The sequence below is a fragment of the Arthrobacter sp. Soil_N43 genome, from assembly GCF_057655195.1.
The window spans coordinates 125,265-146,646 of the sequence record NZ_JBDGML010000092.1 but is presented as its reverse complement, the minus strand read 5'-3'; the positions used below and the strand labels follow the sequence as shown (position 1 = coordinate 146,646).

19 protein-coding genes are annotated in these 21,382 nt (G+C 64.7%); 4 read left to right on the top strand and 15 right to left on the bottom strand.

What is annotated here, in order from left to right; translation table 11 throughout:
* Positions 1–384: 384 nt before the first annotated feature.
* The 3 genes from AC3A3W_RS11615 to AC3A3W_RS11605 all read right to left on the bottom strand — a co-directional run bounded on the left by AC3A3W_RS11615 (position 385) and on the right by AC3A3W_RS11605 (position 5,445).
* Positions 385–705 (bottom strand): hypothetical protein, encoded by a 321-nt coding sequence (locus AC3A3W_RS11615; RefSeq protein WP_487442901.1) that lies wholly within the window; start codon positions 703–705, stop codon positions 385–387.
* 105 nt (positions 706–810) lie between these two features.
* Positions 811–2,694 (bottom strand): gamma-glutamyltransferase family protein, encoded by a 1,884-nt coding sequence (locus AC3A3W_RS11610; protein WP_487442899.1) that lies wholly within the window; start codon positions 2,692–2,694, stop codon positions 811–813.
* A 132-nt stretch (positions 2,695–2,826) separates the two neighbouring features.
* Positions 2,827–5,445: a Tex family protein gene (locus tag AC3A3W_RS11605; protein ID WP_487442897.1), complete on the bottom strand. Its 2,619-nt coding sequence runs from the start codon at positions 5,443–5,445 to the stop codon at positions 2,827–2,829.
* Between the two features lie 171 nt (positions 5,446–5,616).
* On the opposite strand from AC3A3W_RS11605, the gene AC3A3W_RS11600 reads away from it, so the two are divergent.
* Complete coding sequence (locus AC3A3W_RS11600) at positions 5,617–5,913, top strand: hypothetical protein (protein ID WP_487442895.1); 297 nt, start codon at positions 5,617–5,619, stop codon at positions 5,911–5,913.
* Here AC3A3W_RS11600 and AC3A3W_RS11595 read toward each other — a convergent pair.
* The 11 genes from AC3A3W_RS11595 to AC3A3W_RS11545 all read right to left on the bottom strand — a co-directional run bounded on the left by AC3A3W_RS11595 (position 5,910) and on the right by AC3A3W_RS11545 (position 17,683).
* Positions 5,910–6,746, bottom strand: coding sequence for a triose-phosphate isomerase family protein (locus tag AC3A3W_RS11595; protein WP_487442893.1), 837 nt, complete (start codon positions 6,744–6,746; stop codon positions 5,910–5,912). The genes AC3A3W_RS11600 and AC3A3W_RS11595 overlap by 4 nt on opposite strands.
* 104 nt (positions 6,747–6,850) lie before the next feature.
* Positions 6,851–8,206, bottom strand: coding sequence for an MFS transporter (locus tag AC3A3W_RS11590; RefSeq protein ID WP_214972689.1), 1,356 nt, complete (start codon positions 8,204–8,206; stop codon positions 6,851–6,853).
* Between the two features lie 261 nt (positions 8,207–8,467).
* Positions 8,468–9,235, bottom strand: coding sequence for an SDR family NAD(P)-dependent oxidoreductase (locus AC3A3W_RS11585; protein WP_487442891.1), 768 nt, complete (start codon positions 9,233–9,235; stop codon positions 8,468–8,470).
* A gap of 122 nt (positions 9,236–9,357) precedes the next feature.
* Positions 9,358–10,326, bottom strand: coding sequence for a 3-hydroxyacyl-CoA dehydrogenase family protein (locus AC3A3W_RS11580; RefSeq protein ID WP_487442890.1), 969 nt, complete (start codon positions 10,324–10,326; stop codon positions 9,358–9,360).
* 3 nt (positions 10,327–10,329) lie between these two features.
* A complete protein-coding gene (locus AC3A3W_RS11575; RefSeq protein ID WP_487442888.1) occupies positions 10,330–10,812 on the bottom strand; it encodes a ribose-5-phosphate isomerase in 483 nt (160 codons plus the stop codon).
* Positions 10,805–12,583, bottom strand: coding sequence for a dihydroxyacetone kinase subunit DhaL (gene dhaL, locus AC3A3W_RS11570; RefSeq protein ID WP_487442886.1), 1,779 nt, complete (start codon positions 12,581–12,583; stop codon positions 10,805–10,807). The genes AC3A3W_RS11575 and dhaL overlap by 8 nt, the downstream gene beginning before the upstream one ends.
* A 153-nt stretch (positions 12,584–12,736) precedes the next feature.
* On the bottom strand, positions 12,737–13,741 hold the full coding sequence (locus AC3A3W_RS11565; RefSeq protein WP_487442884.1) for a sugar phosphate isomerase/epimerase family protein: 1,005 nt from the start codon (positions 13,739–13,741) through the stop codon (positions 12,737–12,739).
* Positions 13,742–13,967: 226 nt separating this feature from the next.
* Positions 13,968–14,702, bottom strand: a complete 735-nt coding sequence (locus AC3A3W_RS11560; protein WP_487442883.1) for a GntR family transcriptional regulator — start codon at positions 14,700–14,702, stop codon at positions 13,968–13,970.
* 140 nt (positions 14,703–14,842) lie between these two features.
* Positions 14,843–15,916, bottom strand: coding sequence for an alkene reductase (locus AC3A3W_RS11555; RefSeq protein WP_487442882.1), 1,074 nt, complete (start codon positions 15,914–15,916; stop codon positions 14,843–14,845).
* A 174-nt stretch (positions 15,917–16,090) separates the two neighbouring features.
* The gene (locus AC3A3W_RS11550; protein WP_487442880.1) at positions 16,091–16,840 is read right to left on the bottom strand and encodes a PKD domain-containing protein; all 750 of its coding nucleotides are present in this window, start codon (positions 16,838–16,840) and stop codon (positions 16,091–16,093) included.
* 174 nt (positions 16,841–17,014) lie between these two features.
* Positions 17,015–17,683 carry a DUF6318 family protein gene (locus tag AC3A3W_RS11545; protein WP_487442878.1) on the bottom strand — a complete coding sequence of 223 codons (669 nt, stop codon included), beginning with the start codon at positions 17,681–17,683 and terminating at the stop codon, positions 17,015–17,017.
* A 252-nt stretch (positions 17,684–17,935) separates the two neighbouring features.
* Between AC3A3W_RS11545 and AC3A3W_RS11540 the strand changes: the two genes are divergently transcribed.
* Entirely contained in the window at positions 17,936–18,370 is a 435-nt protein-coding gene (locus AC3A3W_RS11540; protein ID WP_487442877.1) for a pyridoxamine 5'-phosphate oxidase family protein, read from the top strand.
* A gap of 43 nt (positions 18,371–18,413) precedes the next feature.
* Positions 18,414–18,839, top strand: coding sequence for a very short patch repair endonuclease (locus AC3A3W_RS11535; protein ID WP_487442875.1), 426 nt, complete (start codon positions 18,414–18,416; stop codon positions 18,837–18,839).
* Positions 18,840–18,857: 18 nt separating this feature from the next.
* Here AC3A3W_RS11535 and AC3A3W_RS11530 read toward each other — a convergent pair whose 3' ends face one another.
* Positions 18,858–19,613, bottom strand: coding sequence for a response regulator transcription factor (locus AC3A3W_RS11530; protein ID WP_487442873.1), 756 nt, complete (start codon positions 19,611–19,613; stop codon positions 18,858–18,860).
* A gap of 100 nt (positions 19,614–19,713) precedes the next feature.
* Between AC3A3W_RS11530 and AC3A3W_RS11525 the strand changes: the two genes are divergently transcribed.
* Complete coding sequence (locus tag AC3A3W_RS11525; protein ID WP_487442872.1) at positions 19,714–21,375, top strand: sensor histidine kinase; 1,662 nt, start codon at positions 19,714–19,716, stop codon at positions 21,373–21,375.
* Positions 21,376–21,382: the final 7 nt, after the last annotated feature.

Below are 21,382 nucleotides of genomic sequence, written 5' to 3'. Positions count from 1 at the left end.
ACAATGGACCATCCACATGCGATCCGGCATCCCCTGGTTCATCCCGCCACCCCACATCGACCCCCACCAAAAACCCCGCCGCAACCACCACCACCGCACATAAACACGCGGAAATAAGGGCGATCACCAACGTGGCGTCCTTTAGGCCTGAGCCCTGGGCCGCGGAAATGACTCACAGCAAACTGGAGGACCCAGTGGTAGTGATGGCCCGGTGCGCCCCATGCAGTACAACCCCGATGGAATCTGGATGGACCGGACAGCCGCAGATTCGGACGGCCAGACACAAGGCGTGATGGGAAGCAGGGCTGCACCGATAGAAACAACAGGGCGCCCGGACCCTCAAAGGAGTCCGGGCGCCCTGCTGTCCCGTATGGGCACTACATGCTAGGCATCCTGCCAGCCGCTGCCTTCCACGAACGTGGCAACCAGCGTACCGATCCCAGACTGGAGCGAGTTTGACGGGTCCTCATACAGTGAGGCTTGGGTGGCCCGGCTATGGATGATGAGCTGCTCAGCTTCGAGCTTGGCTTCCGGGACTGTGGCACCGACGATGCCGGTCCGCGCCTGAAGCTCGGGCGTGTGCACGATTTCAGCGTCCGTCTCCGAGAGCGGGATGGTGTTCCCCGTCCGGATTTCGTCGTGCGGGAACTCGAATTCGGCGTTGTCGGGGCCAGCGGGAACCGTGTACTCCAGGAAGTAAGTCATGGTCCCAGCCTTGCAGAAAGCCCGGATGGCCGAAAGTCCGACGTGCCTGAAGCGACGAAAGAACCGCACCCTCTGGAGGCCAGCGGGCATGCCACCCTTCAGGTGTCACCGCCCGGCTGCGTAACCCTGCGCACCACGCGGATTGGCGGCAGCCTGCAGGACGCCGGTGGCCGGGTCGCGCACGACGGCGGACAGACGTCCCAGCGTCCAGTCACCGGCGCGGGTGATGCGGTGCCCTCTTCGCTCGAGCCCATCAATGACATCGTTACCCAGCCGATCCTCGACGACGGCCCCGCCGGGTTCCCAGGTGCGGGGCCAGAACGAGCCCGGCATGGACGTCGTATGGAAGGCCGGCGCATCGATGGCCTGCTGTGGCGAGTACCCGCCGACGATGGTCCGCAGCAGATACAAGAGCTGCCACTGGTCCTGCTGGTCCCCGCCTGGCGAGCCAAGCGCCACGACTGCGGTGCCGTCGCGCAGCACGAGGGTCGGAGTCAGCGTGGTTCGGGGCCGCTTGCCGGGAGTGAGCGTGGAAGGGGTTCCCGGCTCGAGCCACGTCATCTGCAGCCGGGAACCCAGGCAAAAGCCCAGTTCCGGGATTGTTGGCGACGACTGCAGCCATCCCCCTGACGGCGTTGCAGAGACCATGTTCCCCCAGCGGTCCACGACGTCGATGTGGCAGGTGTCGCCGCGGGTCTCCCCTGTCGGTCCCACGGTCGGCTCCCCCACCCCGGCGGCGGCATAGCAGCTGGCACCGCTGGCGGTACCGCCGGAGTCACCCGAACCGCCGTCGTCACCCGTGTGTGCGGGCGCAACGTACTCCGTACGCAGGACTGGGATATACGGTTCCCGGCCCGGGACCCGGCCCGGACGGAACTCGTGGGAAGCCTGCTCGGCGATCAGCTGGCGGCGCTCAGCCGCGTAGTCTGCGGACAGCAGGTAGTCCAGCGGCACATCGGCGTCACCGTAGTACGCCTCGCGGTCGGCGAGCGCGAGCTTCAGCGCTTCGAGGATCGTGTGGGCGCCGAGTTCAGTGGACGGATCGAGGTGTTCGTCATCGAAGCCCTCCAGGATGGCGAGGGTCTGCAGCAGCGCCGGTCCCTGTCCCCAAGGTCCGGTCTTGGCAATCCTGTGTCCCCGAAATTCAAGAGTGGAGGCCTCTTCATAGCTCGCCCGGAACCCTGCCATATCGGCCATGGTCAGCACGCCGCGGTGGTCCGTCCCGGACGAGTGCCGGTGTGGCGTCTGCACGGCCTTGGCCACGGCCCGGGCAACGAAGCCCTCGCTCCATTCACGGCGGGCGGCGTCAATCCGCGACTCGCGGGTGTGGGCGGCGGCCGCACCCACAGCCTCGCCGATGCCTGCGCCGGCCTGAACCAGTCTCTGCAAGGTGCGGGCATGGGCGGGATTCCGGACCAGCTCGCCCTCCTCGGGAATCCGTCCGCCTGGCATCCACAGGTCGGCTGACGTTGGCCAATGGTCACGGAACAGCTCAGAAACCGCCGAGATGGTGGAGCCGACCCGCCCCAGAACAGGGTGCCCGTCCCGCGCATACCCGATCGCGAAGTCCAGCACCTCCGCGAGTTCCCAGGTTCCATGATCCCGGAGAAGCAAAAGCCAGGCGTCGACGGCGCCCGGCACCGCGGCGGCGAGCGCACCGGAGCCCGGCACGAGCTCCAGCCCCTCGCTCCGGTAGTGCTGCACGGTCGCTCCGGCAGGCGCCGGGCCCTGCCCCATGAGCACGACCGGCCTGCCCGGTTCCTCGGCCGTGCAGAACAAGCCGGTCATGTCGCCGCCGGGACCGTTGAGGTGGGGTTCCACCACGTGGAGCACGAACGCGGCCGCGGTCGCCGCGTCGAAGGCGTTGCCGCCCCGCTCGAGCACAGATTGTGCTGTTGCCGTGGCGAGCCAGTGTGTCGACGCAGCCATTCCGAACGTGCCTTGCAGGGTGGGGCGGGTGGTGAAGGGGTCCGGCGGCGTGAAACTCATGCCGTTACTCTAGGCACCAGGTTCGATGGTGTCCGGGACAACGCGCCTGCGACACGGACCGTACTCTAATCCCAGACAGTGCCCGCACCGGTGCAGCGGGCGGGCACGTGCTCGGTTTCCTTGCCGGTTTGCCTACTTAGCGAGGCCCGCTTTCCGCAGCGCTTCCGCCATGGCAGTGTTCGCCGGAGCGGGCGCAGGCTTCTGGGCCGCAGGCTTCTGGGGCGCGGGCTTCTCCCTGCGGCCGCCACCCGCAGTACCGCCGCCCGCGGAACGTCCGCCCGCAGAACCGCCCCCGCCCGCCGAACCGCCGCCACGCCCAGGACGGCCACCACCGGCGGCCTGGCGCCCGCCGGCCGGTGCCGGTTCGTCATCGAGCCGCAGGGTCAGCGAGATCCTCTTCCGTTCCGCATCGGCCTCGAGCACCTTCACGCGCACCACCTGCCCCGACTTCACCACTTCCCGCGGGTCGGAAACGAAGCGGTTGGCCAGCGCCGACACGTGCACCAGCCCGTCCTGATGCACTCCAACGTCAACGAACGCGCCGAACGCTGCCACGTTGGTGACCGTCCCCTCGAGCACCATCCCGGGCCTCAGGTCTGAAATCTTCTCGATCCCCTCGGAGAACGTGGCCGCCTTGAACGCTGGGCGGGGGTCGCGGCCTGGCTTCTCGAGCTCGGCGATGATGTCCCGCACCGTCGGCAGACCGAACGTGCCGTCCACAAAGTCCTGCGGGTTCAGGGCGCTGGCCCCGGAAAGTCCGCCGGATGGCAGCCCTCCCTGGGAGTCCACGCCGGCCTTGCCCCCGCCGGCCTTGCCTGCGGCGGCACCCGAGGCGGCGGCACCCGAGACGGCACCCGAAGCCGCACCCGCGGCGGCCATGATCTTCCGGGCCACGGGATACGACTCCGGGTGGACGCTGGACGCATCCAAGGGCTCCGCTCCCCCGGTGATCCGCAGGAACCCGGCGCACTGCTCGAACGCCTTCGCACCCAGCCGCGGCACCTTCTTCAACTCGCTGCGTTTGGCGAACGGACCGTGCTCGTTGCGGTAGGCCACGATGTTCTCGCTCAGCAGCGGGCCGACGCCGGCCACCCGGCTCAGCAACGCGGGCGACGCCGTGTTCACGTCCACGCCCACCGCATTCACACAGTCCTCCACCACGGCATCCAGGCTGCGGTCCAGCTTGGCGGCCGTGACGTCGTGCTGGTACTGCCCAACACCAATCGACTTCGGATCGATCTTCACCAGTTCGGCCAGCGGATCCTGCAGGCGCCGCGCAATCGACACCGCCCCGCGGAGGGACACGTCCATGCCGGGCAGTTCAGCCGCGGCCAGCGCCGACGCCGAATACACGGACGCGCCGGCCTCGGACACCACCAGCTTCTGCGGCGCTGCCGCTGCTCCAGCTGGCGCTCCCCCACCTGCCGTGGCGGACAGCTGCTTGATCAGTTCGGCAGCCAGTTTGTCCGTCTCGCGCGACGCCGTGCCGTTGCCAATCGCCACTAGTTCGACGGCGTGCCGGCGCGCCAGCCGGCCGAGCGTCGCCAACGCTTCGTCCCACTTGCGGGCCGGTGCATGCGGATACACCGTGTCCGTGGCCACCACTTTTCCGGTGCCATCCACCACGGCCACCTTCACGCCCGTCCTCAGCCCGGGATCCAGGCCAAGAGTGGCGCGGTTTCCGGCCGGCGCGGCGAGCAGCACGTCGCGCAGGTTGGCGGCGAACACGCGGACGGCCTCATCTTCGGCTGCCGCGAACATCCGCCCGCGCAGATCAGCCGTCAGTCTTGCGATCACGCGGGAGCGCCAGGCCACCTGCGCAGTCTGGAGGAGCCACGCATCCGCCGGGCGGCCGCGGTCCGCAACCCCGAGGAACCTGGCCACCGCGGACTCGTAACGGGCACGCGCGGCGGCGAGGGCGTCGTCGTCGGCCGGGTCCGCCTCGGCGAGGTCGAGCTCCAGCACGCCGTCTTTTTCGCCGCGCAGCAACGCGAGGACGCGGTGCGACGGCATTCCGCTGGGGGCCTGCGAGAACTCGAAGTAGTCCGCGAACTTCTGGCCCTCAGTCTCTTTGCCCTTCTTGACGCGCGACACCATCCGGCCCTGCGTCCAGAGGCGCTCGCGCAGCGTTTCTGCGAGATCCGGATCCTGCGCCACGCGTTCCACGAGGATGGAGCGTGCGCCGGCGAGCGCCGCGGCAGCATCATCAATGGCGTGTTCGGTGTTCAGGTACTTCGCCGCCTCGCGCTCCGGGTCCAGTTCGGGACGTTTGAGCAGCGCGTCGGCGAGCGGCTCCAGCCCGGCCTCCCGGGCGATCTGCGCTTTGGTGCGGCGCTTGGACTTGAAGGGCAGGTAGATGTCCTCAAGCCTTGATTTGGTGTCCGCCCCGACGACGGCGGCCTCGAGTTCCGGAGTCAGCTTGCCTTGCGCGGCAATCGCCTCAAGAACCGCACGACGGCGGTCCTCGAGTTCGCGGAGGTAGCGCAGGCGCTCGTCGAGATCGCGGAGCTGGGTATCGTCGAGCGTTCCCGTGGCTTCCTTGCGGTAGCGGGCGATGAAGGGAACGGTGGAACCCCCGTCGAGCAGGTCCACGGCTGCTTTCACCTGCCAGGCCTTGACGCCGAGCTCGGCAGCGATCTGCGCGGCAATGCGCTGGGCAAGATCGCCCGTGCCGTCGTTCTCAGGGGTTCGTACCGGGCTCCGATTCTGGGCTGGCGAGGGCGTGGAAGGGGCTTGCGGGATTTGGGTCACCACAACATTTTGCCCTACACAGCCTGGTCCGGCACGGAACGGACGAAAGCACCGCGCAGGCAAACACCCGAACCGGGCCGGCGCCAGCGCAGCAACCCGGTCTACCCAGGTGTGGGCTTAAGTGGTGTAGTGACTGTAGGCAGCAGAAATCCTCCAGGTAGGCGGTGCACCATGCAGGAATTGCTCATCATTCTCCAGGATGGCTTCCATGACGACGACGTCGCCATCACTGTCAACGGCAAGGAAGCCCGGTATGACCGCGAGGTCACCACGAGGGAGTTGCTCGGAATGGCTGAGGAAGTGTCTGTGGAGCTGCCCGCGAAAGGCGCAACCGTGGGCGTGGAGGTGATCAGCCGTAACCTCATGGCGGAGAAGAAGCTGCACGGGCGGCCAAAGAGCCTGTTGGTGTCCATCGAGGACGGCCAACTTGTCCTGAGCGAAGGGACTGGGCGGGAGGCGTTCCTCTAGCCCTGTTCGTTCCGTGCCACGCTGTGGGCGCCGGTCTGCGCCAGGGCTTCATCCAGCACTTTGCCGAAGTTGGCTGCCTCGTGGGCGAACCGTCCGAGGAAGAGCCCGGACACGCCGTCGAGCGTCGGCAGCAGTCCCGGCTTGGCGGAGCCGCCGTAGATGATCGGCAGGCCGGCCAGACCGTGCACGCCGAGCCGCCCGCGAAGGTGCTTCACGGCGTCAGAGACGTAGCCGGCGCCGGCAGGTTCGGCGGCGCCGATGGCCCATACCGGTTCGTACGCGATAACCAGCCGGGAGGCGAGCTCCCAGTCTCCGCCGGTCGCAGCCTTGATCTGACCGTAAACGAACGACGCCGCGGCCTCGGCGGAGGACCCGGACTCCGTCCCGGAAGCCGGCCCCGCGGTCTCCTCGCCGACACACAGCAAAGGGGTGACGCCGGCGTCGTCGGCTGCCTTGACCTTGAGCGCGATCATGGCGTCATCCTCGCCGAAGTGCCGGCGCCGTTCGGCATGGCCGATCTCCACGAGGCGTACGCCGAGCTCCGAAAGCAGTGACGGCGACACCTCGCCGGTCCACGGACCGTCCGCCCAGCCGCAGTCCTGGGCGCCGAGAAGGATCGGCGAGCCGGCCAGGATCTCGGCGGCAGCAGGCAGCATGGGGAAGGACGGAATGACGAACGGGACCACCCGGCCGGCATCGAGTGCCGGACGGGCGTCCACTTCGCGGCGCAGTTCGCCCAGCCAGCGCAGGCTGTCCCGGTAGCCCAGGTACATCTTGGTGCTGACGCCGACGAAAATGGTGCCTGCGGTGCTGGTGGGGACGGGCTGCGTCATGTGGTTTCCTGCCGTTTCGTTCGTGTACTGACATTCTCGGGTTGGCGCAGGCGCCCGATCGCTGTGACTCTCGATCGGGCACCTGCGTCAGCCGCCTGTCTTGCCTACTTTTCCAGCAGTTCGTCAGCCTTGTTCGTGAACTTCCGGGTACCAAACATCATCGCTGCTGCGAGGAACGGCAGCACGCCGAGCGCGTAGACACCCATGGTTCCAGTGTCCGATGCGGTGACCTGGTTGACCGTGGTCCGAAGAATCGGGGCCACGAAGCCGCCCAGGTTACCCAGCGAGTTGATGAGTCCGATGCCGGCAGCCGCGGCGGTTCCAGTGAGGAACGCCGTCGGGTAGGACCACGCAATGGGACCGATCGAGAGGAAGCTGCAGACCGCCAGCGAAATGAAGACGATGCCCAGCGCCGGGACGTGGTTGGCGCCGGCCCAGGCGGAGCCGAAGATGCACAGGCCGGTGGAGATGAACAGCCCGGTGCCCCAGACACGGCGGCGGACAACCGTGTTTGCCGCTTTCCCGATGAAGTAGCAGGCGAAGATGCCGAAGAACCACGGGATGGCCGCCATGAGGCCCACGGCGAGGCCCACCTTCTGGCCGGTCAGCTGGGCCACCTGCTGCGGGAGGTAGAACGTCACGCCGTAGACCGCGATCTGGAGGCAGAAGTAGATGACCGTGAAGTACCAGACCTTGCCGTTCTTCATGGCCGCGAGCACGCCACGGGGGCCCGTTTCTTCCTTGACGGTGTCCTCGAGGGCCATGACGTCCTGTAGTGCCTTCTTTTCGTCCTTGTCCAAGAACTTGGCATCCTGCGGGCTGTTGATGAGGAAGAAGTAGGCGGCAATACCGGCGAGCACGGCCAGCATGCCCTCGACGAAGAACATGACCTGCCAGCCCTGGACGCCAGGGACCTGGTCGCCGATGTTGATCAGCCAGCCGGACAGCGGCGCGCCCATCATCTGGGAGAACGGCTGTGCCAAGTAGAAGATGGCGAACATCTTGACACGGACCTTGTTCGGGAACCAGGCGGCGAGGAACATGATGACGCCCGGGAAGAGCCCGGCTTCGGTGACACCCAGCAGGAACCGCAGGATGATGAATGACGTTTCGCCCTGGACGAAGGCGAAGCAGGCCGAGACGATGCCCCAGGTAATGGCGATGCGTGCCAGCCAGACCTTGGCGCCGAACTTGGTCAGCAGGAGGTTGGACGGAATCTCGAACAGGGCGTAGCCGATGAAGAAGATGCCGGCGCCAAGGGCATACGCGCCGGCGGTGATGCCCTTGTCTACCTCGAGGGCTGCCTCGGCGAAGCCCACGTTGGTGCGGTCCAGGAAGGCCACGACGTAGAGGATGACGAGCATCGGCATGAGCCGGAAGGACGCCTTGGAGATGGCCGATTTGAGAACCGGCGAGTCGAGCAACTCCTTGGTGGTGGACGTCGTAGTTGTGACAGTCATTCAAACTCCTCGTTGAGTAAGTCAGTGAGCAAATCAGAAGGGCAAAACGATGAGGCCGATTCGGCGGGAATCAGCCAGATAAATCAGTGAAGCGTCTAAATCAGCGGAGCGCCGCCCTCAGAGGAGCGTCGCCTCAGAGCGAGAACGCAATGAGCAGTACGCCGACCAGGCTGGCGAGGACGCCGACGGCAAGGTAGATCTTCCGTTCCCTGGTCCACGAGCTGAATCCGCGATGGCTGTTCTGGGCCATGGTGGTCCTTCCTAATGCATGTAGAGTCCGCCATCCACATTCAGCGTCTGGCCGGAGATGTATCCGGCGTCCTCGCTGATGAGGAAGGCGATGGCTGCTGCGATGTCGCGGGTGGAGCCGACGCGGTTGACCACGAGGTCCTTGGTGAGTTCGTCCTTCCGTTCCTGGCTCAGGGTGCCGCCCATGATGTCGGTGTCGATGGGGCCCGGAGAGATGGCGTTGACCGTGATGTCGTACTCCCCCAATTCCCGGGCGGTGGAGCGGGTCAGGCCGATCACGCCGGCCTTTGCCACGGAGTACGGGGTCTTGGAGAACGTTCCGCCGCCGCGCTGGGCGGAGACGGAGGAGATGTTAACGATGCGTCCGATCCGGTTCTTCACCATGGACTCGGCAACGCGGCGCGTGGCGTAGTGGACGCCGTTGAGGTTGATGTTGAGCACGCGGTCCCACTCGGCGGCGTCGAGCTCCAGGTAGGGGACGGGCGAGCTGACGCCGGCCACGTTGGCGAGCGCGACGATCTGGGGAAGCTCCGCCTCGATCGAGTCGATCGCGCTGCGGACGGACGCTTCGTCGCCGACGTTGGCGCCGACGCCGTGCGCCTTCACACCGTAGTGTTCCGCGATTTCCTTGGCCGTGGCCCGGCACAGGGCGTCATCGAGGTCGATGACGCCGATGTTCCAGCCCAGCTCGGCGAGGTAGTTGGCGGTTGCCCGGCCGATCCCGCGCTCGGAAACGGCTCCGGTGACAATGACTGTGCGTTCTGACGGAAAAATGCTCATGAATGGGCTCCGAGGTTGTGGCGAAGGAAAAAGTGGGCAGGCAGCAGTCACTGCCCGGCGTAAACCGGGCAGTGACTGAGGCTTCTGACGGTCCGGGTCAGGAGGCCCGGACTGGTGGATTGTTAGTTGATCGGCGCCGGGCCGAGGTCCTCGATGAGTTTCTGCATGGCCACGTAGGCCTTGTTCCGGTAGGCGATCAGTTCCGGGGTGCGTTCGGCCGGGACGTTCAGGAAGCCCGCGCCGGTCTTGGTTCCCAGCTTCCCGGCTTCCACGAGGTCCGTGAGGATCTTCGGCGTGGCAAAGCGCTCCGGGAAGTCCGTCTGCAGGGACTTGTAGCAGAAGTTGTAGACGTCCAGGCCGGCCATGTCGGCGATGGCGAACGGTCCGAAGAACGGCAGCCGGAAGCCGAAGGTGGTGCGGACCAGGGTGTCCACGTCCTCCGCAGTCGCGATGCCCTGCTCTACCAGCTGTGCGGCTTCGTGGAAGAGAGCATACTGCAGGCGGTTCAGCACGAACCCGGTGACATCCTTGACCACGGCGGTCTGCTTGTTGGCACCGTGCACCAGGTCGCGCACTGCACCAACGGTTTCGGCCGACGTTCCGGCGTGAGGGATGATCTCCACGCCCGGGATGAACGGCGACGGGTTGGAGAAGTGCACGCCCAGGAAACGCTCCGGGTTGGCCACCGGCTGCGACAGGTCCGCAATGGAAATGGTGGAGGTGTTGGAACCGATGATGGCGTCCGGACGGGCGGCAGCGCTGATGCGGGCCAGGGTCTCGTGCTTGATGGCGATGAGTTCAGGAACCGCCTCTTCGATGAAGTCGGCGTCCGCCACGGCTTCCTCGATGTCCTTCGCAGCCCACAGGTTCTGCTTGAGGATTTCGGTGGAGCCTGCCGGGAACAGGCCGTCCGCTACAAACTGGTCGGATTCGGTCAGAAGACGCTCGTAGTTCTTCTGCGCCACCTCCGCGGAGACGTCGGCCAGGGCGACGCGTGCGCCGCCCAGCGCCAGGACCTGGGCGATGCCGCCGCCCATGTAGCCGGACCCGACGACGGCAAACTTGCGGGAGTTGGTTGGTGTCTCTGTCATGGTTCAGTCAGCCTTCGTGTAGTCGGGTTCGTAGGAGCAGATGGCGTCCACCTTGGCCGCCGAGGACGAGTTCTCGTCGAAGCGGTGGCTCAGCCATTCGCCGACGAGCTTCTTGGCGAGTTCCAGTCCGATCACGCGCTGGCCCATGGTGAGGACCTGGGCGTTGTTGCTCAGGACCGAACGTTCCACCGAGTAGCTGTCATGCGCAGTGACGGCACGAATGCCGGGAACCTTATTGGCAGCAATGGCCACACCGAGGCCCGTGCCGCAGATCAGCAGCGCACGGTCCGCATCGCCCTCTGCCACCTTGCGGGCAGCGGCGACGGCGAGGTGCGGATACGCCGTGGAGTCATTGGCGGCCACGCCGATGTCCACTACAGAGGCCACACGGTCGTCGGCCTCAAGCAGTGCCTTCAGTGCTTCCTTGTATTCAACGCCGGCCTCATCGTTGCCGATGACAATGCGCCAGCCTGTTGTCTCAGTCATTTGTTGCTCCATTTCCGGCCGCTGCGGCCGTGTGGGATGAGGCCAGATCAGACGTGGCCAGTTCGGATTGGATGTAGCGGGCGATCCGTTCGGTGATCAGCCCGAAGGAGACTGCACCGGGATCGGCATGGCCGAGGCTCTTTTCAGCCAGCGGGCGGGCCCGTCCCTTCAGGGGCCGCAGGTCCGCGGTCTGCCGGGCTGCTTCCGTGGCCGCGGCAGCTGCTGCGGCGAGGGCACCGCTGAGGGTGGCGCCGCCGTCGTGCTCTTTGCGGAACGCAGCCTGGAACGGCAGAAGCGCATCCACCATGGTCTTGTCCCCCGGTTCAGCCTTGCCGAGCGCAGTGATCGCACTGCTGAAGGCGTCCACCGCCGCGGCGGCGTCCTCGGCACGGTAGGAGTCGCGGTTACCCAGTGCGATTCCCGCCGCGATGACTGCAGATCCCCAGAGGGCCCCGGAAGTTCCGCCGGCGCGCTCGCTCCAGGCCTCACCGGCGGCGGTGAGCACCCGTTCAACCGAGGCTCCGGCGGCGGCGTTCTGCTCGCCGGCTTCGGCAGCGGCGTCCACGCCGCGGCGCATGCCGATGCCGTGGTCGCCGTCGCCGGCGATGGCATCCAGGTTGCCGAGTTCTTCTTCGTGTTCGACGACGACGTCCCGCACCTGCGCGAGGACGGCGGCCGCCAGCCTGCCCAGGTCAGCGGACGCGGCGGTGGCCATCTCAGTCTCTTCAGCCACAGCGTCCTCGGCTCCGGCGAGTTCGCGGCGGGGGCGCGGGGCGAGATTGCCCTTGCGGAACGCCGGGGTGTCGGCGGGCGCTGCCCAGTATCGCTCGATTTCGTCGTCCAGCCACAGCAGGGTCAGCGAAAGCCCCGACATGTCCAAGCTCGTGACCAGCTCGCCGCATTCGGGTTCGATGACGGTCAGCCCGGCCTTGTCGAGGAGTTTTTCGACCTTGCCGAACAGCAGGAACAGTTCGTCGTACTTCACGGTGCCGAGTCCGTTGACGATGGCCACCACGCGGTCACCGGCTTCGTCGGGCTTGTCCTCGAGGAGCCTGGAGACGAGCAGTTCGGCCAGCTCGGAAGCGGTGGGCATGGGGTGTTCGGAAATTCCGGGTTCCCCGTGGATTCCGAGACCCAGGGACATCTGGCCTTCGGGCACCTGGAAGAGCGGCTCGCTGGCACCGGGCAGTGTGCAGCCGCCGAAGGCCACGCCGAGGGAGCGCGTGCGGTGGTTGGTCTTAATGGCGAGCCGTTCCACCTCGTCCAGGTTCAGGCCTGCCTCAGCGGCGGCACCCGCGACCTTGAAGACGGTTAGGTCACCGGCGATGCCGCGGCGCTTCTCAATCTGGTCCAGCGGAGCGCTGGCAATGTCATCGGTTACCAGCACGGTACGGGTCTCGATACCTTCAGCGTTGAGGCGCAGCTGGGCCTGGCCGAAGTGCAGGACGTCGCCGGCGTAGTTGCCGTAGCTGAGGAGCACGCCGCCGCCGGCGTTGGCGGCTTTGGCCACGCGGTAGACCTGCCCGGCGGCGGGCGAAGCGAACATGTTGCCGCAGGCTGAGGCTGCTGCCAGGCCGGGTCCGACGAGTCCGGCGAAGGCCGGGTAGTGCCCGGAGCCGCCGCCGATCACGAGGGCCACCTGGCCGGGGGTCATCTCGGTGGAGCGGACAACGCCGCCGTCCACGCGGGTCACGTAGCCGCGGTTGGCAGCTACAAAGCCGTCCAGCGCCTCATCCGCGAAATCAGCGGGATTGTCGAAGATCTGGGTCATGGTTCCTCATTGAATCCGAGTTGGGTTGAGCATTTGTCGTGGGTACCGGCCGGCTTCTGTTCCGGAAGGCCCCGGGAGGGCGGCCGCCGGAACAAAGCCCGGCCGCCGCCGTCGGAAGTTCAGTTTCGCTGAGAACCCGAACCCCCGGAACGGTCACGAAGATACGGGTTCGACGGCCGCCGGTCGCTGCCGTCCCTGTGCCACGAGGCTCTTGCCGAGTGCGTAGCCGTCCTTCTTGGGCAGGACATGGCGGCGCAGGTATTCCTGGTTCCGGGCCGTGACGGACAGGCCGTCGCCGCCGTAGTGCTCCGTGCAGATGATGCCCTGGTAGCCGCTCGCGATGGCCACCTTGAATGCCTCGCGGTAGTTGATGAGGCCGCTTTCCATGGGGGCGGGCATGGCCACGTAGCTGTCGCGGGCCACATCCTCGTCACGGATGTAGTTCTTCATGTGCCAATAGTTCGAGTACGGCATGGTCTTGGCGACCATTTCACGCCAGTCCTCGATGGGACGGTGCAGGCGAATGAGGTTTCCAATGTCCGGGTTGAGGCCCACGTTGGAGAGACCGATGTCCTGGACCAGCTGCACGGAGGAGTCCGCGGTGCCAAGGTAGGTGTCCTCGTACATTTCGAGCGAGAGCAGGACGCCCACCTCTGCGGCGTGACGGCCCAGTTCACGGAGCCGGGTGACAGCTTTGTTCCAAGACTCCTTGTCACCCGCAGGATCCTTGTAGCCCTCGACGGTCCAGAACCAGAGCTGCTTCTGCTGCTCCGGCGTGATTGCCTGGTGCAGGCCGAAGGAGACAACTTCGCAGCCCAGTTCAGCGGCGGCATCGATGGTGCGGTGGCTGTACTCAAGATTGGCTTCCCAGTTGCCGTCCTCGATGACGCTGCGGCGAATGGCGGAAATGACTGGGATGCCGATGCCCACGTTCTCGGCAGTCTGCTTGAACTCTGCGAGGCGCTCCTTGCTGAGGTCGCCGGGGCGGACCCAGCTGTCCGTGAGATCGGCATCGGCGAAGCCGGCTTCCTTGACCTCGGTGAGGACCTCGGCCCAGGCGGAGGCGTCGGCGTCATTGATGTTGGTTCCCTGGACATCAACGCCGGGGAACTGCAGCAGGGCTGCGGTGATGGGCCAGTTCTCAGCTGTATATGCCATGCGTCTTGCACTCCTTTGTGAATCCTGTTTCCTATAGGATCTACTATTCGGACGGGGCTGTCAAGGTTTTCAGGCGACCCCCTTCGGCATCAAAGATCCTATAGGGGTGGCTCTTTGGCGTGAAGAGGGTCACTTTTGGAACGTGCCCACCTGGCTCGCGGAGGATGCCGTTGTGACGCGTGAACACGACATCTAGTGCTAGATTGCCGCGCCCGGGTTAGTAACGCTAGTCGGCAGGCGCGTCGGCGATTGCACGGGCCCGGACCTTTTGGACGTGGTCCTCCATTGCGGCTTCGGCCTTACCGGGGTCCCCCGTTGAGAATGCGTCCAGGACCGACTGGTGCTCGGCGATGGCGTATTCGGCGTCGGTGATTCCCACACCGCCGAAAAGCCGGAAGCGCTGGACCTGGCCGCCGAGTGCTGCGTACGCGGCAACCATGAACTGGTTCCCGGTCTGTTGCGCGATGAGCTGGTGGAAGCGCTCATCGGCTTCCAGGTAATCCTTGTATTCGGCGAACGACGGGCCTCGCGGCGCCGCTTTGAGGTCGCTGACGGCCTGTTCGAGTTCCGCGAGCCGCTCGGGGGTGAGCCGCGCACAGGCCAAACGGGCGTTCACCGGCTCGATGGCCAGCCGGGCCTCCATGAGCTCCGCAAAGTCCTCGCGAGTAAAAACAGGGGCGACGCGATATCCCTTCAACGCCACTCTCCGGACCATGCCGGTGTGCTCCAGACGGGCAAGCGCCTCGCGGACGGGAGTAGGTGAGACATCGAGCTCGCGGGCCGTTCCATCGATGCTGACGGCGGCGCCGGGTTCCAGCCGCCCGTCCATGAGAGCGGTCAGCAGTTCCTCATAAACGTGGTCGGCCAGGACCTGTCGGTTCACCGTCCGGCCTCCCCGGCGGGCGCCGGTCTGGTCGTCGTGTCGGCTGCCGACGCGGGTGCCGGTGGACGATTTCTGCATGATCAAATCCTATAGGCGGGCGCACTGTGAGGCTGCACGGGCCGTGAGGGAGGCATAGAATGCGGAAACAGAAGAGCCGCCCGGGTTGCGGGCGGCTCTTCTGAATGGCTGTGGCTGGACTGGCTTTCCGCCGGGTTTGGCTACGCGGGCTGGTAGGCCGGGTAGTCGGTGTAACCCTTTGCGCCTTCCCCGTAGAACGTGCTCGGGTCGAGCTCGTTCAGAGGCAGCCCCTCGCGCCAACGACGGACGAGGTCAGGATTGCCGATGGCCGGCCGGCCAACCACCACGGCGTCTGCGTGGCCGTCCGAGACTAAGGAAAGCGCCTCCTCGCGGGTGGTGATGTCGCCGAACCCGGTGTTGACGAGGAAGGTGCCGTTGAAGCGGCCGCGCAGGTCCTGGACCAGTTGCCCAGTGGGATCGGCATGCAGGATGCTGAGGTAGGCAAGGTTCAGCGGGGCGATCGAATTCACCAGCACTTCATAGGTGGCTCGGACGTCCTCGGCATCGTTTTCTTCGATGCCCTGAACCTGGTGCTCCGGGGAGATGCGGATACCCACTCGGTTGGCACCCAGCGCCTCGACTACAGCGTTGACGGTCTCGATGACGAAGCGTGCACGCTTTTCGGGCGAACCGCCGTAGCTGTCCGTCCGGACGTTGGTGTTCGGCGCGAGGAACTCGTGCAGCAGGTAACCGTTGGCCGAGTGGAGTTCGACGCCGTCGAAACCCGCCTCGATCGCGTTGCGCGACGCCGTGACGATTTCCTGAATCACTACGGGAACTTCGTCCGTCGTGATTTCGTGCGGAACGGGGTGAGCCTGCTTGCCGTTGTAGGTCCGGGTTTCAGCGTCGACCGCGATGGCGCTCGGAGCGACGACGCGGTGGCCGCCGTTGATGTCCTCATGGGAAACGCGTCCGCCGTGCATGATCTGCGCGAAGATCCTGCCGCCCTCGGCGTGGACCGCATCCGTGACCTTTTTCCACGCCGCAATTTGCTCGGGCGTGACCAGGCCCGGCTGCCCAGGGTAGGAGCGGCCGGCCGGGATCGGGTAGATGCCCTCACTGACGATCAACCCGAGGGATGCCCGCTGGCGGTAATGCTCCACCACGAGAGCGCCGGGCACGCCGTCCTTGCCTGAGCGCACGCGAGTTAGAGGCGCCATGACGAGACGGTTGGGGAGTTCAAGCTCGCCGAGGCTCAAAGGGGAAAACAGCATGCGTGGTTCCTTTCAGAATGCATTTGGGTTCACTGTCTCCAACTGCCACGCGTGTGCAAGTATTCCGGGTGTGCTGAGGGTCACGTGGCATGGATCCATACCAGCGGAAAGGTGACAGAAAAGTCCGCATGGCAGACGCGCGGACTACCGTCGCGAGGGCCGCAACAGCCCCTGCTAGCGGCCCTTTGTCACGGTCGCCCCCGGACAGCCCTGGCCGCGGGGGTTCGTGATGCAATCGTCGGCATAGTTCCGGGTAACCGACCGCCAGACACTGACGGTTTGAGGGGCCGTACTGAACTGACCCTGGTTGGGTATGGGGAGCGCCGGGCCTCCGTTTACTGAATAGGTGCCCTGAAAGTAGGTGGTCAGGACGACATCGAAGTCTCCGGTTTGTGCGTAGGCATGACTCGTCCCTGTCTTCTCACCCCAGCGATCCTGCGGCAGCGGCCCTCCCATGGTGGTAGTCGGGCCGAGCGAGGAGCCGTCTCCGTAGTCCCAGCGGTATTGAACTGGCTTGGCGATGATCGCGACCTTCTGTCCGAGCATGATTACATTGAAGGTCTGCTCAGATGCTTCAGCGTAGAAGTTAGTCTCTGCGCCTCTAAGAGTGTGAGGAGTGGGCTGGATTCCCGAGATCCCTGCATTCACAGGTAGTTGCTCAAACCTTCGCTGAATTTGAGCTGCAATCCGGCCCAGGACGTCGGCTGGATCCTCTGTGTAGACGCAACGGTCGGGACGGATGGGGCTCCACACATCAGGTGGGCCAGCCAAAAAACGCTCGAACCACCGCACCGGCCGCCCATCTTTACCAGCATCACAATTTGCACGTGCAATACAGGCAGGATCTACGTCGTTCTGGTTGTTGACAATGCAGAGCATCTCATACTTATAGGCCTTTTGAACGTGTGGGGCTTCGAAAGGCATGTCAACCCAATTTCCGGAGGCGTCCTCATGCCAAACGCCCACTCCAGACCCCGCCCAGTCGACAATGGGCTCTTCCGCCCCAGCCCTGCTGCCGGCCGTCGACGTCCATCCAAGAATCACAAGCGCCAAGCCAACAACAATTTCAAGTCGACTCCCCCTGGCAGCCAAGGTTATCTAACCACCAACACGATCGACGTTGGTTACAAACCAACCGTTGGCTCTGTACGTTGCAAGAAAGATGTCCGCAAGCAAGCTCGATCGCTGAAAAGACTGCTTGATAGTTCCATCCGCTTGGCGGTAATTCACAGATAGCCGATGATATTGCACGAGTACCTGTTGGTAACCATTGGCATCCGGTTTGAACGTGGTAGTTGCATCGAGAATTTCAAAGGCCCCGCCTTCTATCCATCTGCCTTTGGTGTTCCATGACTGGATAGTCGACCGGACCCTACCGCATGAGGCGCAGTTTTCGGCCGTGACTTCATCCACTGGCTGTAGATTCCCGGTCTCATACGCGTAACTCATGAGCGAGTACCAGTACTTACTGAACGCCTCCAGCCCTTCCTTGGAATTCTTGTCCGCCAATGCCGGCTTGACTGGAACGGGGACATTTTGCGCCCTGCCCTTTGCGTCAGCCGGCTTATAGACGGGCTTCGGTTTTGGACTAGGCAAGGCGCTTGGCGTAACGGATGCAGAAGGCGAGGCCGAGGAAGGTGCACCGGAGGTCGGCTCGCCAGGAGGCGCGTCGCCATTGCTGCAGCCACTAAGAGCCAGAAGGGAGAGAGTCAGGCAGGAAATAGCAGAAAGGCGCAGGCGCCCGGCAATAGATGATCGAGAAGTCATGCGCAGCTAATCCCCCCGGATAGGTGGCCCAGACATCTGTGTCCGAACAATGGTTAAAGGGTAGCCGAGACTACACTTTCGCGCTCAAAGTTATCCACAACCAAACGGGTGCTTTTCAACCCTCTGCAGCTCTTGGAAACTAGCCGCTGCGGGCGAGCTGGCCCTAGAGGGCTATGGCGGATTCGCGGGGAGTGCTGCGAAAATTGCCGCACACCCCTATCGTTTTTCTACGTCACGTAGAAGAATGGAGCCATGATGTTCAATCACGCCGACGGCGATCCCATCCTTATCCTCGACGACGAACAGTGCTGGCAACTTCTGGAGGGCACCAAGCACGGCCGGCTCGTTGTCACCGTGGCCGGCGAGCCGGACATCTTCCCCGTCAACTACGTGACCAGCCGCCGCAAGCTCTACTTCCGTACCGCCCCCGGCAATAAGCTGGCCGAGCTGACCATCAACGACCGGGTTCTCTTCGAAACCGACGGCATCCTGTCGGACCAGGCGTGGTCTGTCGTCCTCCGGGGTACTGCCCGGGTCCTGAACAAGGCTGCCGAAATCGCCGAAGCTGAGGCGCTCGGGCTCGCTTCGTGGGTTCCGACACTGAAGGATTTCTACGTCGAAATCGACCCCGGATCCGTCAGCGGGAGGCACTTCAACTTCGGCGAGCAGCCCGAACTGAACGTCTAGGCACTGGGCTTCCGGCTGCCCGCCGGCAACCTAGACTTTAATCATGGCGGACCGGCTGACCCCTGAGCAGCGCAGCTGGAACATGTCCCGGATCAGGGGAAAGAACACCAAACCCGAGTTGCTGGTGCGCAGCCTCCTGCATGCCAAGGGCTACAGGTACCGGCTGCACGGCGTCTCCCGCGGCAGCAAACTGCCGGGAAATCCCGACCTCGTGTTCGCAGGCCGCAGGAAGGTCATCTTCATCAACGGCTGCTTCTGGCACTTCCACGACTGCAGGGTGGGCCAGCACGCTCCCAAGGCCAACGCCGAGTTCTGGGAAACGAAAAGAACCAAAACCAGAAACCGCGACGCCGACCAGCGCCGGCAGCTCGAAAGCGCCGGTTGGGAAGTCCTCACGGTATGGGAGTGCGAACTGAAGGACCGGATCGCCCTGGAGGAACAGCTGGAGCGGTTCCTCGCCGCCCACTGAGCGCGGGGCCGCTGCGGCTCAGCCCTGTTCGGGCGCCAGCCTGTAACCGACGCCGCGGACCGTCTGGAGCCAGCGGGGATTTTGGGCAGAATCACCGAGTTTCTTGCGAAGATTACCCATGTGCACCTCGACGGCCCGCTCATCAGCCTCGCTGATGTAACTTCCGACGTCGTATGGTTCGTCCCGCAGGCGGCGCACCAGATCCGCCTTGGTGCGGACCATGCGGTTCGCCTCCAGCAACGCGTGCAGCAGGTCGAATTCGGTTCGGGTCAGGCTGAGTTCGTGGCCGTCCACGGCCACGGTACGGGACTCATAACTTAGATCAAGCCCATTGTGGCGGTAGCCTTTCGGATCGCCAGCCCCAGCCAAAGGTGCGCCGGAGTCGTCGGCAAGGTCCGACGTCGACCGCGGCCGCCGCATCATGGCCGCGACGCGGGCACGCAGTTCCCTGGGCCGGAAGGGCTTCGTCAGGTAGTCATCGGCCCCGGACTCCAGGCCGATGAGGGTATCCAGCTCCTCCGCCCGGGCGGTCAGCATCACGATGTACGCGTCCGAAAATTGGCGGATCTGCCGGGCCACTTCAAAGCCGTCGATGTCCGGCAGGCCAAGGTCCAGCGTGATGACTGCCGGATCAAGGTTCTTTGCTGCCAGAACGCCTTCTGCCCCGCTGGACGCAGCCGTGACGTCAAAGCCTGCCTGCGTCAGGACAACCCGCACCAGCTCTCGAATGTCGTGGTCGTCTTCAATGACCAGCCCCACGCGTGTGTCACCCATCGCAGCCCCCTCAGCCCGCTACTTCCCGTCTGAAGTATAGCCCCCGCCCGTTATCCTGCTTCTATGCCTTTACCTGCCCAGCCCTTCCGGACCGGCACGAATGAGTAAGCAAACATGGAACGACACGTCGGGCCGGATGCTGCTCTTTAGGCGCCCTTTCCACGAGTATTCCCTGCGGGGCCGCGTGGCGCTCAGCCAGATCCCGCTATCCGTCACCGCCGGATTCACTACCGTCCTCGTTCTGGCTTTCTTTCCGGAGACACTGACGAATCCACTTTTCATCAGTTTCCTGGTGTCACAGGTCGTCATCCTGATTGCCTGCTATGCCATTCCCTGGGACCGCTTGCCGTACCCGAGCTTCCTGGTCATTCCCGTGCTGGACCTGGTGTCGATCACTCTCGGCAGGGAGGGCGGCCAGGATAGCCTGACCGGAATCAGCCTGATGGCGGTCTTTCCCGTGATCTGGGTATGCGCCTCTGGGGTGTTTCCCAAGACAGCTGTGGCTTTTTCCTTTTTCGGCCCCCTCGGCATCATCTGGCTCCCGCTTCTGGTCAAGGGCGACGTGTCCGGACAGGATTTGACCCGCTCCCTCCTGCTTCCGGTCATGATGCTGGGCATCGGTGTTTCGGTGACCGTGATGACTCTGAGCATGGTCCGGCAGCAACGTGACCTGGAGGATAAAGACGCCCAATTGCAGGGTGTGCTGGACGGCAGCAAGCGGCAGGAAAGGCTGCTGAATACAGTGCTCGACACGGTGCACCTGGGCGTGCTTGCCATCGACGCCGGGGGTAACGACATCCTGATGAACCGGAAGCAACGGGCCCACCACCGGTTGGCATCTCCGCCGGACAACGCAGATCCCAATGAATCGCAGCTCCTGGTCTTCGCCCCAGACCGGACCACCCCGGTTCCCGTGGAGCAGCGTCCGGTCCGCCGTGCCGTGCTCGGCGAGGAATTCACCGACTATCTCGTCTGGCTTGGCGCCGGCGAGGGACAGCGTGCCATCACAACGAGTGCGAGGCCGATGACCGACCAAGACGGGAACTTTGCAGGGTCCGTCATTGTGTTCAGCGACGTCACCGAACTGGTCGATGCCCTGGCGGCCAAAGACGACTTCGTCTCCAACGTCTCACATGAATTCCGGACGCCCTTGACGTCGATCCTCGGTTACGTCGAGCTGATGCTCGACGACGACGAGCTGACCGAGGATCAACGCGGACCCTTGGATATCATCCAGCGCAACTCGGAACGCCTGCTTACCCTCGTTTCAGACCTCCTGTCGAGCAGAAGCGGGCAGCTCATCATCAGCCCTCATGCAGTGGACGTGGCCGACCTGGTCCGCGCGAGCATCAGCTCGGCCCAGCCCCGGGCTACGGAATCCGGCATCCGCCTGCGGGCTGATGCCCCCGAACGGTTGGAGGCGCACGTCGATTCCGCACGCATCTCACAGGTGCTCGACAACCTCGTCTCCAATGCCATCAAATACTCCCCCGACGGCGGCGAAGTCACCGTCTCCCTCCGTGCCGAAAATAGGAACGTGGTCTGCAGCGTCAGGGACAACGGCATGGGAATGAGCGAACAGGACCAGAAGGAGGCCTTCGCGAAGTTCTTCCGTTCCGAGGCCGTCCGTAATTCCGCTATCCCCGGTGTGGGGCTCGGGCTCTCCATCAGCAAGGCCATCGTGGAAGCCCACGGCGGTACCGTTTCGCTGCACAGCGAAAAAGGGCAGGGCACCACGTTTACGTTTGCGGTTCCGGCCTGACTGGTTA

Coding starts and splice junctions, on each gene's coding strand:
- AC3A3W_RS11615 (WP_487442901.1), bottom strand. CDS start 705: ATGACTTACTTCCTGGAGTACACGGTTCCCGCTGGCCCCGACAACGCC.
- AC3A3W_RS11610 (WP_487442899.1), bottom strand. CDS start 2,694: ATGAGTTTCACGCCGCCGGACCCCTTCACCACCCGCCCCACCCTGCAA.
- AC3A3W_RS11600 (WP_487442895.1), top strand. CDS start 5,617: ATGCAGGAATTGCTCATCATTCTCCAGGATGGCTTCCATGACGACGAC.
- AC3A3W_RS11595 (WP_487442893.1), bottom strand. CDS start 6,746: ATGACGCAGCCCGTCCCCACCAGCACCGCAGGCACCATTTTCGTCGGC.
- AC3A3W_RS11590 (WP_214972689.1), bottom strand. CDS start 8,206: ATGACTGTCACAACTACGACGTCCACCACCAAGGAGTTGCTCGACTCG.
- AC3A3W_RS11585 (WP_487442891.1), bottom strand. CDS start 9,235: ATGAGCATTTTTCCGTCAGAACGCACAGTCATTGTCACCGGAGCCGTT.
- AC3A3W_RS11580 (WP_487442890.1), bottom strand. CDS start 10,326: ATGACAGAGACACCAACCAACTCCCGCAAGTTTGCCGTCGTCGGGTCC.
- AC3A3W_RS11575 (WP_487442888.1), bottom strand. CDS start 10,812: ATGACTGAGACAACAGGCTGGCGCATTGTCATCGGCAACGATGAGGCC.
- dhaL (WP_487442886.1), bottom strand. CDS start 12,583: ATGACCCAGATCTTCGACAATCCCGCTGATTTCGCGGATGAGGCGCTG.
- AC3A3W_RS11565 (WP_487442884.1), bottom strand. CDS start 13,741: ATGGCATATACAGCTGAGAACTGGCCCATCACCGCAGCCCTGCTGCAG.
- AC3A3W_RS11560 (WP_487442883.1), bottom strand. CDS start 14,702: ATGCAGAAATCGTCCACCGGCACCCGCGTCGGCAGCCGACACGACGAC.
- AC3A3W_RS11555 (WP_487442882.1), bottom strand. CDS start 15,916: ATGCTGTTTTCCCCTTTGAGCCTCGGCGAGCTTGAACTCCCCAACCGT.
- AC3A3W_RS11550 (WP_487442880.1), bottom strand. CDS start 16,840: ATGCCTTTCGAAGCCCCACACGTTCAAAAGGCCTATAAGTATGAGATG.
- AC3A3W_RS11545 (WP_487442878.1), bottom strand. CDS start 17,683: ATGACTTCTCGATCATCTATTGCCGGGCGCCTGCGCCTTTCTGCTATT.
- AC3A3W_RS11540 (WP_487442877.1), top strand. CDS start 17,936: ATGATGTTCAATCACGCCGACGGCGATCCCATCCTTATCCTCGACGAC.
- AC3A3W_RS11535 (WP_487442875.1), top strand. CDS start 18,414: ATGGCGGACCGGCTGACCCCTGAGCAGCGCAGCTGGAACATGTCCCGG.
- AC3A3W_RS11530 (WP_487442873.1), bottom strand. CDS start 19,613: ATGGGTGACACACGCGTGGGGCTGGTCATTGAAGACGACCACGACATT.
- AC3A3W_RS11525 (WP_487442872.1), top strand. CDS start 19,714: ATGAGTAAGCAAACATGGAACGACACGTCGGGCCGGATGCTGCTCTTT.